Source organism: Leucobacter sp. Psy1, assembly GCF_020096995.1.
Taxonomy (GTDB): domain Bacteria; phylum Actinomycetota; class Actinomycetes; order Actinomycetales; family Microbacteriaceae; genus Leucobacter.
The window spans coordinates 760,855-774,101 of sequence record NZ_CP083692.1 but is presented as its reverse complement, the minus strand read 5'-3'; the positions used below and the strand labels follow the sequence as shown (position 1 = coordinate 774,101).

At 68.5% G+C, this 13,247-nt stretch carries 10 protein-coding genes; 5 read left to right on the top strand and 5 right to left on the bottom strand.

Translation table 11 applies throughout. The features are described 5' to 3' along the window. Nucleotides 1-11: 11 nt before the first annotated feature. The 5 genes from K8P10_RS03565 (at nucleotide 12) to K8P10_RS03545 (ending at nucleotide 7,566) form a co-directional block, all read left to right on the top strand. Nucleotides 12-2,519 (top strand): MMPL family transporter, encoded by a 2,508-nt coding sequence (locus tag K8P10_RS03565; protein ID WP_224780433.1) that lies wholly within the window; start codon nucleotides 12-14, stop codon nucleotides 2,517-2,519. Nucleotides 2,520-2,649: 130 nt separating this feature from the next. Beyond that, nucleotides 2,650-4,470, top strand: a complete 1,821-nt coding sequence (locus K8P10_RS03560) for an iron ABC transporter permease (protein ID WP_224780432.1) — start codon at nucleotides 2,650-2,652, stop codon at nucleotides 4,468-4,470. Nucleotides 4,471-4,487: 17 nt separating this feature from the next. Beyond that, complete coding sequence (locus K8P10_RS03555; protein WP_224780431.1) at nucleotides 4,488-5,576, top strand: ABC transporter ATP-binding protein; 1,089 nt, start codon at nucleotides 4,488-4,490, stop codon at nucleotides 5,574-5,576. Continuing rightward, nucleotides 5,573-6,745 carry an ABC transporter substrate-binding protein gene (locus tag K8P10_RS03550; RefSeq protein ID WP_224780430.1) on the top strand — a complete coding sequence of 391 codons (1,173 nt, stop codon included), beginning with the start codon at nucleotides 5,573-5,575 and terminating at the stop codon, nucleotides 6,743-6,745. Before K8P10_RS03555 ends, K8P10_RS03550 begins: the two co-directional genes overlap by 4 nt. Nucleotides 6,746-6,759: 14 nt before the next feature. Continuing rightward, nucleotides 6,760-7,566, top strand: coding sequence for an HAD family hydrolase (locus tag K8P10_RS03545; RefSeq protein WP_224780429.1), 807 nt, complete (start codon nucleotides 6,760-6,762; stop codon nucleotides 7,564-7,566). Here the strand turns inward: K8P10_RS03545 and K8P10_RS03540 are convergent. From K8P10_RS03540 to K8P10_RS03520, 5 genes are read right to left on the bottom strand one after another with little or no spacing between them, the layout of a single operon-like run. After that, nucleotides 7,538-8,272 (bottom strand): NRDE family protein, encoded by a 735-nt coding sequence (locus K8P10_RS03540; RefSeq protein ID WP_224780428.1) that lies wholly within the window; start codon nucleotides 8,270-8,272, stop codon nucleotides 7,538-7,540. The two genes, K8P10_RS03545 and K8P10_RS03540, sit on opposite strands and share 29 nt — an antisense overlap. Before the next feature lie 20 nt (nucleotides 8,273-8,292). After that, the gene (locus K8P10_RS03535) at nucleotides 8,293-9,822 is read right to left on the bottom strand and encodes a mannitol dehydrogenase family protein (protein ID WP_224780427.1); all 1,530 of its coding nucleotides are present in this window, start codon (nucleotides 9,820-9,822) and stop codon (nucleotides 8,293-8,295) included. 23 nt (nucleotides 9,823-9,845) lie between these two features. Next, entirely contained in the window at nucleotides 9,846-10,763 is a 918-nt protein-coding gene (locus tag K8P10_RS03530) for a carbohydrate ABC transporter permease (RefSeq protein ID WP_224780426.1), read from the bottom strand. Next, nucleotides 10,760-11,728: a carbohydrate ABC transporter permease gene (locus tag K8P10_RS03525; RefSeq protein WP_370631997.1), complete on the bottom strand. Its 969-nt coding sequence runs from the start codon at nucleotides 11,726-11,728 to the stop codon at nucleotides 10,760-10,762. Before K8P10_RS03525 ends, K8P10_RS03530 begins: the two co-directional genes overlap by 4 nt. Before the next feature lie 55 nt (nucleotides 11,729-11,783). Further along, entirely contained in the window at nucleotides 11,784-13,151 is a 1,368-nt protein-coding gene (locus tag K8P10_RS03520) for a sugar ABC transporter substrate-binding protein (RefSeq protein ID WP_224780424.1), read from the bottom strand. Between the last annotated feature and the right edge of the window lie 96 nt (nucleotides 13,152-13,247).

Genomic DNA, 13,247 nt, shown 5'->3' with positions numbered 1-13,247 from the left:
GGCGCTCACGCGTGGCACAACTCCTCTACCGCCTCGGCCAGTTCTCCGCGCGACGGGCCTGGCTCGTGATCGTCGGGTGGCTGCTCGCGCTCGGCGTCGCTGCCGGATCGTTCTTCGCGTTCGGCGGCGCACTCGCGACCAGCTTCAGCATTCCGGGTACCGAGACCACGCGCGTGAGCGACGTGATCGAAGACGAACTCGGGCAGACGGCCGGCGTGCAGGGGTCCGTGGTCTTCCAAACCGAGGACGGACAGGGCTTCACCGATCAGCAGCAGTCCGAGATCGGGGACCTCCTCACCGACATCTCCGCGCTCGACGGCGTCGACTCGGTGATCAACCCCTTCGAGACCGAGGCGGACCGCGAGGACCAGGCGCAGCAACTCGCCGACGGGGCCGACCAGATCGCTGACGCGCGCGAACAGCTCGAGGACGGCCGCGCACAGCTCGATTCAGGTCAGAAGCAGCTCGATTCGGGGCGCGAACAGCTCGAAGCGGCACTCGCTCAGGCCGAGCAGGCCGGCCCCGAGGCCGCCGCGCAGGTGCAGGCCCAGCTCGACGGGCTCGACGCGCAGCAGACCCAGATCAACGAGAATCGCACCGAGCTCGAGTCGGGCGCGCAAGAGCTCGAGACCGAGGCCGCGCAGCTCGACGCGGGCCAGCGCCTCTTCGATGCCGCGACCGAGATCCGCACCGTCTCCACCGAAGGCGATGTCGCACTGGGCATGGTGCTCTTCGACGAAGACCAGTTCAACCTGCCTGAGGAAGTGCGCACCTCGGTCGTCGACACGCTGGCTGCCACATCGATCGACGGCGTCTCCATCGACTCGTCGAGCGAGATCAATCAGACCACCGACGGGCTTCTCGGGCCGGGCGAGATCATCGGCGTGGTCGTCGCGCTCCTGGTGCTCGTCATCATGCTCCGCGTGATCCTGCCTGCGCTCCTCCCGCTCTTCGCATCCATCGTCGGCGTCGGCGTCGGCGTCGCCGGCGCACTCGCGTTCTCCGACGTGCTCGAGATGTCTTCGGTCACCCCGGTGCTCGGCATCATGCTCGGCCTTGCGGTCGGCATCGACTACTCCCTGTTCATCATCAACCGCCACCGCCGCCAGCTGCTCCAGGGGATGGAGGTGCGCGAGTCGATCGGCCTCGCCAACGGCACCTCGGGCAACGCGGTTGTCTTCGCCGGGTCGACCGTCATCGTCGCGCTGCTCGCGCTCAACGTGACGGGGATCGGGTTCCTCGGCGTCATGGGCACCGTCGGCGCGGTCTGCGTGCTGGTCGCCGTGCTCATCTCGGTTACCCTGACGCCAGCGCTCCTCGGGCTCGTCGGCACCCGCTTGCTCAACCGGCGCGCCCGCGCGCAGATCGGTGCACCCCACCACACCGCTCGCGAAGCGAAGCCCATGCGGACCGGTGCCGCATGGTTGCGTCTCATCGGCGCCGCCGCTGGCTTGCTCATCGTAGCCATCCCTGCCCTCGACATGCGGCTCGGCCTCCCCGATGCCTCGGTCGAAGCCACCGACACGACCCAGTACCGCGCCTACGAGACAACGACCGAGGCGTTCGGCGCCGGCCAGAACGGGCCGATCATCGTCACGGCGCAGACCGAGTCCCCCATCGACGAGGACGACCTCACCACGGTGCAGGCCGACCTCGCGGAGGAGCTTCTCGCGCAGCCGCACGTGGAGGCCGTTGCCCCAGCGGCGACGAGTGACGAACGGGACTTCCTGCTCTTCCAGGTCGTGCCGACCGATGGCCCGTCGAGCGAGTCCACAGAGACGCTGGTGCACGACCTGCGCGATCTCGGCACGCTCGAAGCCGGCGACGCGGGTGACGCGCAGCTCGGGGTCGCCGGCCAGGCGAGCGCCAACATCGACATCTCGGAGAAGCTCGCAAATGTGCTGCCACTCTACCTCGCGGTCGTCGTGGGGCTGTCGCTGCTCATCATGATCCTGGTGTTCCGCTCGATCCTCGTCCCGCTCATCGCGACGGGCGGGTACGTCCTGTCACTGGTGGCAGCGTTCGGCGCCATGGTTGCGGTCTACCAGTGGGGCTGGCTCGGGTCGGTGTTCGGCGTCGAGACGACCGGTCCGCTGCTGAGCTTCGCGCCGATCATCATCATGGGCGTGCTGTTCGGGCTCGCCATGGACTACCAGCTGTTCCTCGTGAGCGGCATGCGCGAGGCCTACGCCCACGGTTCCCCCGCTCGGGTCGCGGTCACCGAGGGGTTGCGGAATGGCCGGGCGGTCGTCACCGCCGCCGCGATCATCATGGTCTCGGTGTTCGGCGGCTTCATCTTCTCGCACATGGCGATGGTGCGACCGCTCGGCTTCGGTCTCGCGATCGGTGTGCTGTTCGACGCGTTCGTGGTCCGCATGCTCATCGTGCCGTCACTCATGCACCTCTTCGGCAAGTCAGCCTGGTGGCTGCCGCGCTGGCTGTCCCGGATCCTGCCAGACGTCGACGTGGAAGGCGCCTCGGTCGAGCGCCGCCACCCTTCGCCCTCACGCGCGGAGTAGGAATCGAGGGCTCTCCTGATCGATCCTGATCGGGGGAGCCCTCGGTTGATAGGCTGAGGACTTCGCCGGTGCGCCTTCGAGAGCCCCGGAATCACGGTCCGAAACAGCGGGTGGGGTCAGAGGTGGCACGGTGACGCACGACGTGCAGCAGGGCCCTCCACGCCGTCGCTCCGCCGGTCGCGCACGCTATCTCTCGCGAGTCGCGCTGAGCCAGCCGACCACCATCATCGGGGTGCTCGCAGCCGCGCTCTTCACCTACCTGATCGCGGTGCCGATCATCGCAATGCTCAGCGACGCGTTCCGGGTGCAGGCTCGCGACGAGACCCGCGCCGGTGGGGAGTTCGCGAGCTTCACCACCTACTACCTCGAGCGCGTGTTCACCGGCCCGCTGGCGCAGGACATCTTCTGGGGCCCGCTCCTCGGAACGCTCGGCATCGCGATCGCCGCCATCGCAATCGCCCTGGTCGTCGGCGGATCCCTCGCGTGGCTCCTCAGCCGCACCGACCTCCCGGGCCGCCGCTGGTTCTCGACGGCACTCATCGTTCCCTACATGCTGCCGTCGTGGACGCTCGCGCTCGCGTGGACGACGCTGTTCAAGAACCGCACTACCGGAGGCCAGCTCGGTTGGCTCGAAGCGATCGGGCTCACGCCGCCCGACTGGCTCGCCTACGGATGGTTCCCCATATCCGTCGTGCTCGGCCTGCACTACGCACCGTTCGTGATCCTGCTTCTCGGAAACGCCCTGCGCGGCTTCGACTCACAACTCGAGGAGTCGGCGCGCATGCTCGGTGCTCGCCCCGCGACGATCGCGCGCCGCATCACCCTTCCGCTCATGCGCCCGGCGCTCCTGTCGGCCATCACCCTCATCTTCGCGAAGTGCATCGGCGACTTCGGCGTCGCCTACGTGCTCGGCAGCCCCGCGAACTTCACGGTCCTGTCGACCTCGCTGTACCAGTCCTTCGCAACCGGGCAGATCGGCACCTCGGCGGTACTCGCGGGCGCCGTCATCGTGATCGGCATGATCTCCCTCATCGTCGATCTCCTGCTGCTCCGTGAGGGAAAACGCTTCGTCACCGTCGGCGGCAAGGGCGTCATGCACCGACGCATCCCGCTCGGCCGGTGGCGCGCTGCGCTCGGCGGCTGGGCCACCGCAGTGTTCACCGTGAGCGTGGCCGTGCCGATCCTCACCCTCCTCCTCTCGACGGTCATGCGGCAGCCCGGCCTCTTCCGCTGGGACAACTTCACCCTCGACTTCTGGGCGGGAACCGACCTCGGCACCGTCGGCCTCTCGCAGGGCGTACTGCGCACCCCCGAGCTCTGGGCGGCAGCGTGGAACACGCTCTGGATCGTCGGCACGGCCTCACTGAGCGCCGGGCTCCTCGGCCTCCTCGTCGGGTACGTGGTCGTGCGCTCACCGCTCCGCTTCCTCGGCGGATACCTCCGCCAGATCACCTTCCTCCCCTACCTCGTGCCAGGCATCGCATTCGCCGTAGCGTACCTCTCCCTGTTCGCGGTGCAGCGGGGTCCCGTACCAGCCCTGTACGGCACCGCTCTGATCCTCGTCATCGCGCTGATCGCCGAGCAGATGCCGTTCGCCTCGCGCGCCGGGATCACGTCGATGACGCAGCTCGGCAAGGATCCGGAGGAGGCGGCCCAGGTCAGCGGTGCCGGCTGGTGGCGACGGATGACCCGGATCGTCGTCCCCGTGCAGAAGAGCTCGCTCGCCGCCGGAGTGCTCATGCCGTTCATCTCCGGCGTGAAAGGGCTGAGCCTCGTCGTCGTGCTCGCGGTGCCAGGCACCGACCTGCTCACGACCTACTCCCTGCGCCTCGTCGACTACGGCTTCACCCAGGCGGCGAACGCCGTCGTCCTCATCATCGCTGCCGTAGCGTTCTTCGGAACGCTGCTGGGCCAGCGCCTCACGCGCAGCACCCTGGCCGACGGCATCTGAAGACACGAAGGATCCACATGCCAGACATCACCCTCACGCACCTCCAGAAACGGTACGGCGCTGCCGGCACCCCGCTCGCCGTGCAGGATCTGAGCCTCACGGTCGCCGACGGCGAGTTCATGTGCGTGCTCGGCCCATCGGGGTGCGGGAAGACGACGACGCTCCGCATGATCGCCGGGCTCGAACAGCCGACGGGCGGACGGGTGGCGGTCGGCGACCGCGTGCTCGACGACGTCGAGGCAGGCGTCTTCGTTCCCGCCGAACAGCGCGGCCTCGGTCTCGTCTTCCAGAGCTACGCACTGTGGCCGCACCTCACGATCCAACAGAACGTCGACTTCGGCCTGTCGCTGCAGCGCACCGGCCGCGGCGAGCGCCGCGACCGGGTGCAGGAGGTGATGCGCACCCTCGGCATCGACGGGCTCGCGGATCGGTACCCCTCGGAGCTCTCAGGCGGCCAGCAGCAGCGGGTCGCGCTCGCCCGGACGCTTGCGGTGCGGCCGGACGTGCTGCTGCTCGACGAGCCGCTCTCCAACCTCGACTCGCGCCTGCGTCTCGAGATGCGTGCCGAGCTCAAGCGCCTGCACGAGGAGTTCGGCACGACGATCGTCTTCGTCACGCACGATCAGTGGGAGGCGATGACGCTCGCGACCTCGATCGCCGTGATGAGCGAGGGGGTGCTGCAGCAGGTCGGCTCACCCGAGGAGATCTACGGGCGCCCAGCCAATCGATTCGTGGCCGAGTTCGTCGGCAATCCGCCGATCAACATCGTCGATCTCGCTGGCGACGCCGACGCGCTGGGCGTCGCCGCGGCTCGGCACACCAGCGGGCGAGGCCTCCCTGAGGCCGGGTCGATCGGGTTCCGCCCGGAGTCGGTCCGCGTGCTCGCAGCGACCGACGCACCGACCGCGAACGCGCTCTCGGTGCCCGCGACGCTCACGGCGGTCCTGCCGACGGGCGGGAGCTGGATCTTGGAGTTCGACGTCGACGGACGCCGGCTCTTCGGTACGACGAGTGTGGCGAACCGCCACGCCGTCGGCACACGGGTCAAGCTGGCCGTCGACGACGCAGACGTGCACCTGTTCGATCGGTCGGGTGATCGCGCGTGAGGCGACGGTCGGCCTTCCTCGGCACCGCTCTGGCGTCGGCGACGACCGCCGTGCTGGTGCTCTCCGGCTGCGCGCCGTCGTCGACCCAGGAGGTGTCGGTGCGGACGGTGGAGCTCGGCATTCCCGACGAGAACTACTCGCTCGACGCCCTCATCGCCGCCGCGCAGGAAGAGGGCCCGCTCGTCGTATCGGACACCACGGGAAAGATCGTCGACATCGCCGCCGCGTTCGAAGCGGAGTACGGGATCCCGACGACCGGCACCAAGCTCACCGGTCAGGAACAGGTCGAGATCGCGACACGCGAGGCGCAGGCAGGGGCGGTGCGCACCGACGTGCTGCTGATGACCGCCTCCGAGGCGGCCGTCGCGGACCTCATTCCGCAGGAGGTCGTCACGACCTGGATGCCGCCAGACCTCGTCGACGAGGTGCCGGCCGAATTTCAGGAACCGCTCATGGTCACCCAGGAGCCGATGCTCATCGCTTACAACGCCGACGCCTACCCCGACGGCTGCCCGGTGGACAACATCTGGCAGCTCACGGCTGGACCGTTCAGCGATCGCTTCGTGACCCCTGACCCGCTGCTCTACGCGTACCAGACGAGCTGGTACAACCAGATGGAGGAGAATCACGACACCGAAGTCGCCGACGCGTTCGAGGCGGAGTACGGCGCACCGCTCGAGACCGAAGAGGAGAGCGCGACGGCGGAGTGGGTGAAGCGCCTGGCCGAGTCGAAACCGCTCGTGACGAACGACGACGACGATTCGGCCGCTGCCGTCGGCGCACCCGGTCAGGAGGATCCGTTCATCGGCATCATGAGCGCCGCGAAGTTCAGGGACAACGCCGAGAAGGGCTACGCGCTCGCGATCTGCTCGGGTCTCGACCCCTGGGCCGGGCTGGCGTATACGAAGGCCGGCGTGATCGCCACGGGAACGGCGTCGCCCAATGCGGCGAAGCTCTTCATCCGGTACATGCTCACCGAAGCGGGCATCGGGCCACAGGTGGCCGACGGCAAGATCTCGACCAACACGACCGTGTCGATTCCGGCGGACGAGCCCTCGGGCGTCGCGGAGGTGTGGGACGAGATCCTGGTCTTCGACTCGGCGAGTCTCGAGAGCGACTACTTCCGGGCCCAGGACTGGGCCGATTTCTGGCGCCTGCACCACCGATAGGAGAACCAGCGCACATGACTTCCCAGGATCACGATCGCTCGGTCAGCGGCCGCACACTCCCCCGCCCGTCGGGCGTGCTGCTCGATTTCGGCGGAGTGATCGCCGAGACCCGCACCCGGAAGAGTTGGGTCGACGAGCTGACCGACATCGTCGGCGCGCGCATCGAGACCGCGAGCGAGGATGCGCCACTGACGCGCGAGCGGCTGCGGACCGACATCATCGCCGGCACGCAAGCCGACTCGCGGTGGAAGGACGCTATGTCGCGTCCGCAACACCCTTCCGAGCTGCCGTACGCCACACTGTGGGGCGACTTCATCGCGGCGGACTGGCCCCCGCACCTGCGCGCACGAGTGACGGCGCAGGCGGAGGAACTCTGCGCCTCACTCGTGCGCCTGCGGGAGGATCGCGTCCTGCGTCCCGGCATCGTCGAGTTCGTGACGGCGGCGAGGGATCGCGGCGTCGCGGTCGGCATCGTGAGCAACACTCTGGGAGCTTCGGTCTATCGCGAGTTCATCGATGGCGCGGGGCTCACCCCGCTGCTCAGCGCGCAGATCTACAGCGACGAAGCGGGCATCCGGAAGCCGAACCCCGACCTGCTCGCACGCGGTGCGAGCGCGCTCGGCTGCGCCCTCGCGGACTGCTGGTACGTGGGCGACAACTTCGACCGCGATGTGCTCTGCGGCTGGCGGGCCGGAGTCGGGGGCAACGTGCTCATGGAGGCGTCTGGCACCTGGAACCTGCCCTTCCCGGCACTCCGGCGACCAGACGCGATCGTCGCCGACCCTCCGTCGCTCACCGATCTGCTCGTCGCAGCAGCCTGAGCCTCTCCCCCTCTGCGGCATCGCCGCTCACGATCACCTCGAGGTCGACCGCGCCCGGCCGGATCTCAGCTGTGCAGGCGAGCAGCGTCTGCGTGGGGAACCCGTGGGAACGGTTGTCGCGGATGATCGCCCGGTCATCGTCAGCCTGCAGTTCGGCGCTCCGCGCGAGCACGGCGACCCAGGCATCCCGCCAGCCGGCATCCGGCAGCCCGGCGAGAGCGCGGAACTCGGGCAGCCAGTGCTGAATACGCGCCGTGCCCGGATCGTCGACGGCGTGGTGCGCAAGCATGTGCACCCCAGGGCTCAGCTGCTGCGGCGCGAGCCGCTCGCCGTTCCACGCCGAAACGCGCGTGGACCCCGCGTGCACCTCGACGAGGTTGAAGCTCTGGGTGTGCGGCGGATCTGTCACCGGCCGACCCGACACCGAGTCGAGCGGGATCGCGCCGCGCGAACCCAGCGGCGTCTCCGGCGCTGACTCGATCCATTCCGGCCGATTCAGGATCACCGCGAGGCGCCCGGCCCGCGGGTCCGCTGCGAGCCAGGCGCCGCCCGCCAGGCGATCGCGCACGCCGACGACGCCGGGATATCGCTCGGGCCACCACTGACCTGGCGGATCCCACGCTCGATCCGGATCCTCGTCCCGCACCGCGAGCACGCGCGTCGCAGCGTCCACCCGCTGCGGAACCTCGACGATGACCGTGCACACGCGGCGATTCTACCGCCGGGTCAGAGCGCTTCGCCGTCGCCCAGACGGCGCACGGTCTCAGCGGCGCCCCGCGTGTGCAGCGAGGCGAGTGCCGTGAGGTAGGGCTCGGTGAAGCCGGGCCTGGCTGCGAGGTCGCCGAAGAACTGCTCCTGCCTGACGAAGGCGAGCGGATCCTCCTCCTGCGTCCGCGCCACGGCGGTCACCTCTGCCGTATAGCGGTCCACGACCTCGATCGCATTCCCCTGCTCATCGATGCCCTCCGCGTATCGCGCCCACGAGGCGCAGATCGCCGCAGAGACCTCGATCGAGGCGCCGGTGCCGAGATTGTCGAAGACGACGGGCACGAGCCACTTCGGGATCCGGTCGGAGGATTCGGCGGCGAGCCGCGCCGTCGTGTCGCGCACCTCGGGGTTCGCGAACCGCTCGAGCAGGGTCTCGACGTACTCGTCGAGGTCGATGCCGGGCACCGGGTCGAGCGAGGGGATGCCCTCTTCACGCATGTAGCGGCGCAGGAACCGCGGGAAGTCCTCGGATGCCATCGCCTCGTGCACGAGCGTGAACCCGGCGAGCGTGCCGAAGTAGGCGATGCCCTGGTGCGAGGCGTTGAGCAGGCGCAGCTTCATGCGCTCGTAGGGTTCCACGTCGTCGACGACCTGCACGCCCGCGCGCTCGTACGGGGGTCGTCCGGCGCCGAAGCGGTCTTCGAGCACCCACTGGAAGAACGGTTCGGCCACGACTGGCCATGCGTCCTCGACACCGGTCGCGGCGACCAGCTCCGCGCGATCGGCGTCGGTCGTCACGGGCGTGATCCGGTCGACCATCGCGTTCGGGAACGCGACGTGGTCGGCGATCCAGTCCGCGAGTTCCGGATCCACGAGCCGTGCGAACGCCCCGAACATGGTCCGCGCGACATCGCCGTTCCCCGCGATGTTGTCGCACGACTGCACCGTGAATGCCTCGGTGCCCGCCGCCCGGCGCCTCCGCAGCGCCTCGGTAACGTACCCGAACATCGTTCGCGGGGCCTCCCCCGCCTGCAGCGCCGCGACATCCGCGACGATGGCCGCGTCGTCCTCCACGAACGCGCCCGTCACGGGGTGAACGTTGTAGCCGCCCTCCGTCACGGTGAGCGACACGATCCGGATGCGCGGGTCGGCAAGCAGCCCGAGCAGCGCATCCGGGTCGTCTGGCCCGAGCAGGTAGTCGATGATCGAGCCGACCGCCCGGCGCTCGCGGGTGCCATCAGCGTGCTTGAGCGTCAGCGTGTACAGGCAGTCCTGGCTGTGCAGCGCATCCCGGATGCGGGCGTCGGCCGGGAGCACGCCCGCCCCCACGATGCCCCAGTCCATGGCGTCGCCTTGCCGGTGCAGATCGTCGAGCACGACGGCCATGTGCGCCCGGTGGAACCCGCCGACCCCGAAGTGGACGATGCCGGGAGTCAGGTCTGTCCGGTCGTAGCCGGGAGCCTGGAGGCCGCGGCTCTCGAGCGCGGCGAGCGAGGGAGCGCCGAGCCGGATCGGCGCGTCGGCCGGGGCGGAGTGCGGAGTGGTCATGAGCACCTTCCAGAGGTCGTGGCTTACTTGATGGCACCCATGGACAGTCCCTGCACGAGCTTGTCCTGGGCGGCGATACCGGCGATCAGCACCGGAACCGAGATGATGAGCGAGGCCGCGCACACCTGCGAGAGGAACAGCCCCTGCGACGTCACGAAGCTCGTGAGGAAGACCGGCGCGGTCGCGGCAGCGGTCGACGTGAGCACCGACGCGAACAGCAGCTCGTTCCAGCTGAAGATGAAGCAGATGAGCGCCGTCGCGGCGAGGCCAGGCCCCGTGAGCGGAAGCAGGATCTGGATGAAGACCCGCGGCAGTCGCGCTCCGTCGAGTTCGGCGGCCTCGAGCACCTCGATCGGCACCTCCGCGAGGAACGACCGCATCATCCACACCGCGATCGGCAGGTTCATGGCCGAGTAGATGATGATGAGCAGCAGCCAGGTATCGAGGATCCCGATCGAGCGAGCGATCAGGTAGACCGGCAGCAGCCCAGCCACCATGGGCAGCATCTTCGTCGACAGCAGGAAGAAGAGCACGTCCGACCACCGGGTGATGCGCCGGATCGCCAGCGCGTACGCGGCCATCGTCGCGAGCACCAGCACGATCAGCGTCGACACCACTGCGGCGACGGCGGAGTTGATCATGTACGGCCAGGGGTTCACCCCACCATTCGCCCCGAAGAAGTTCGCGTACGAGTCGAGCGTGAGGGGTGCGAAGAAGCTCGGCGGATTCGTGGAGGCATCCGTCTCGGCGTGCAGGCTCGTGAGCAGCATCCAGAGCAGCGGTGTGACGAAGATGAGCGCCACCACCCAGGCCAGGAGGCCGAGCAGCGCTCCACCGAGGCGCCGCCTGCCCGGCGCGGCGGTCGCCGGTCGACGCTTCGGCGCAGCACGCCCCGGCACGCGGAGCGAGACCGACGTCGCGGTTCCCAGTGAGTCGGTCATGCGTGCTCCTCCTTGAGCAGGGTGGATACGGTGCGGAGCGCGAACATCGCCACCAGGAGCGAGGCGATCACCACGATGACGCCGACGGCCGACGAGACGCCGTAGTTCTGGGCGACGAAGAACTCCTGGTAGATCACGTATGGCAGGTTCGCGGTGCCGAGACCGCCCGAGGTCATGGTGAACACCGTGTCGAAGTTCTGGACGATGTAGATCGTGCCGAGCAGGGCGGCGAGTTCGACGTACCGGCGCATGTGCGGCATGGTGATGAAGCGGAACGCCTGCCACGGGCCGGCACCGTCGATCATCGCCGCCTCGTACGCGTCGAGCGGCCGCGACTGCAGACCGGCGAGCATGATGAGCATCATGAACGGCGTCCACTGCCACACCAGCACCACGCCGATCGCGAGGAGCGGCTGAGTGCTCATCACATCGGGCTGCGGAGCGTTCTCGCCGAAGAGCAGGGTGAGCGTGCCGTTCAGCAGACCGTACGAGGGGTTGAGGATCGCGTGCTTGAACAGCAGCGCCGCGGCGACGGGCACGACGAGGAACGGCGTGATCATGAGCGTGCGGACGAGGCCCCTGCCGAAGAACTTCCGGTCCAGGAGGAGGGCGATCCCCATGCCGAGGATCGCGGACACGATGACGACCCCGGCGGTCAGGCCGGCCGTCACCCCGACCGCGCGCAGCAGGTTCGCGTTCGTGAACACCGTGCGGTAGTTCTCGAGCGTGCCGAAGAAGATGTCGTTCGGGTAGGCGGCATGCCAGTTGGTGAACGAGATCAGAATCGTCACGAGGAACGGGACCTGCGTCACCACGATGACGAAGATCAGTGCGGGGAGCATGGGCAGCCGCTTGGACCAGCGCGCACGCCCGTCTGGACGGCGGCGTGCGGTCGGCGCAGCGCTCGCCCGAGTCGGGTCCGTGCCGGTCTCGTGCGACTCGACTCTCGACAGTACGGTCATCAGAACCTCCGTGGGTCAGGGGTACACCGGGCGCAGACCCGGTGTACCCCCGAGGTGATCAGGAATCCGCGTCCCGGTACTTCTCGGCGATCTTCTCGGCTTCCGCCTGACCCTGCGAGAGTGCGTTCGGGATGGAAGCGTCGCCGGCGATGGCCGAGCTGATGCTCTCTGAGACGCCGGTCGCGAGGCTCGCCCACTCAGGGATCGCCACGATCTGCACGCCGAGCGTGGGTCGCGGCTGCACCCCTGGATTGATGGGGTCGGCCGACTCGATCGCCGCCTCCGTCTGGGCGTAGAACGGCGCCGCAGCCTCTTGGTACTCGGGGTTCTCGTAGGTCGAGTGGCGCTTCCCGGCCGGCACGTGCTGCCAGCCGAGCTCCTCGGCGACCAGTTCTTCGTACTCGCTCGAGGATGCCCAGGCGACGAACTGCTTAGCCTCCTCCTGGTTCTGGCCTGCGGCCTGGATGCCCCAGGCCCAGGTGTACAGCCACGAGCTCGAGTCGGTCTCCTTGACGGGGGCGGGCGCGTACCCGATCTTCCCCTGCACCGGCGAATCGTCGGCCTCGAGGGTGCCAGTCGCTGCGGTGGAGTCGTACCACATGGCCACGTTGCCCTGCTGCAGGTTGGTGAGGCACTCGGTGTACCCCGACTGGGCAGCGCCCGCCTGGCCGTGCTCCTTCACGAGGTTGACGTAGAACTCGACGGCCTCGGTGAACTCAGGGCTGTCGACCTGCGCGTTCCAGTCCTCGTCGAACCAGGTGCCGCCGAACGTGTTCACGACGGTGGTGAGCGGAGCGAACATCTCGCCCCACCCCGGGAGCCCCCTCAGGCAGATCCCGCTGACGCCTTCACCGGAGCCATCGAGCTGCTCCGCGAGATCGGCGACCTCGTCCCAGGTCGGATTCTCCGGCATCGTCGCACCGGCCTCTTCGAAGAGGTCGGTGCGGTACATGAGGAAGGATCCCTCACCGTAGAACGGGACCCCGTACAGCTGGTCCTCGTAGGTGAGCGAGTCGGTCATCGGCTGCAGGATGTCGTCGGGATCGAAGCCGTCCGCGTCGGCGACCCCCTCGTCGAGCGGTGTCAGCCAACCGTTCGCCGCGTAGTTCGGAATCTCGTAGTTGGAGAGCGAAGCGACATCGTACTGTCCGGCCTGGGCTGAGAACTCCTGGCCCATCTTCGCGCGCACCTCGTTCTCCGGCAGGACCGTGTAATTCACGGTGATCCCGGTCTCCTCGGTGAAGTGATCGGCGGTGAGGCGCTGGAGATCTTCCATCTGCGGGTTGTTCACCATGAGCACGTTGACCGTGCCACCGTCACCGCTCCCGCCACTGGCGCCGCCTGCACCGCTGCACGCGGTCAGCGCGAGTGCAGCGGCCCCCAGCATGGCGCCCGAGGCGACCACCGTCGACTTCCTGCGTTGCATGTCCTTACCTTTCTCGTCTGCACGACCTCGGCAAGGACTCGGCCTCGCTGCCGCCGCGCTCCTCGAATTCACACGTATGCACACCTGAGATGAAGC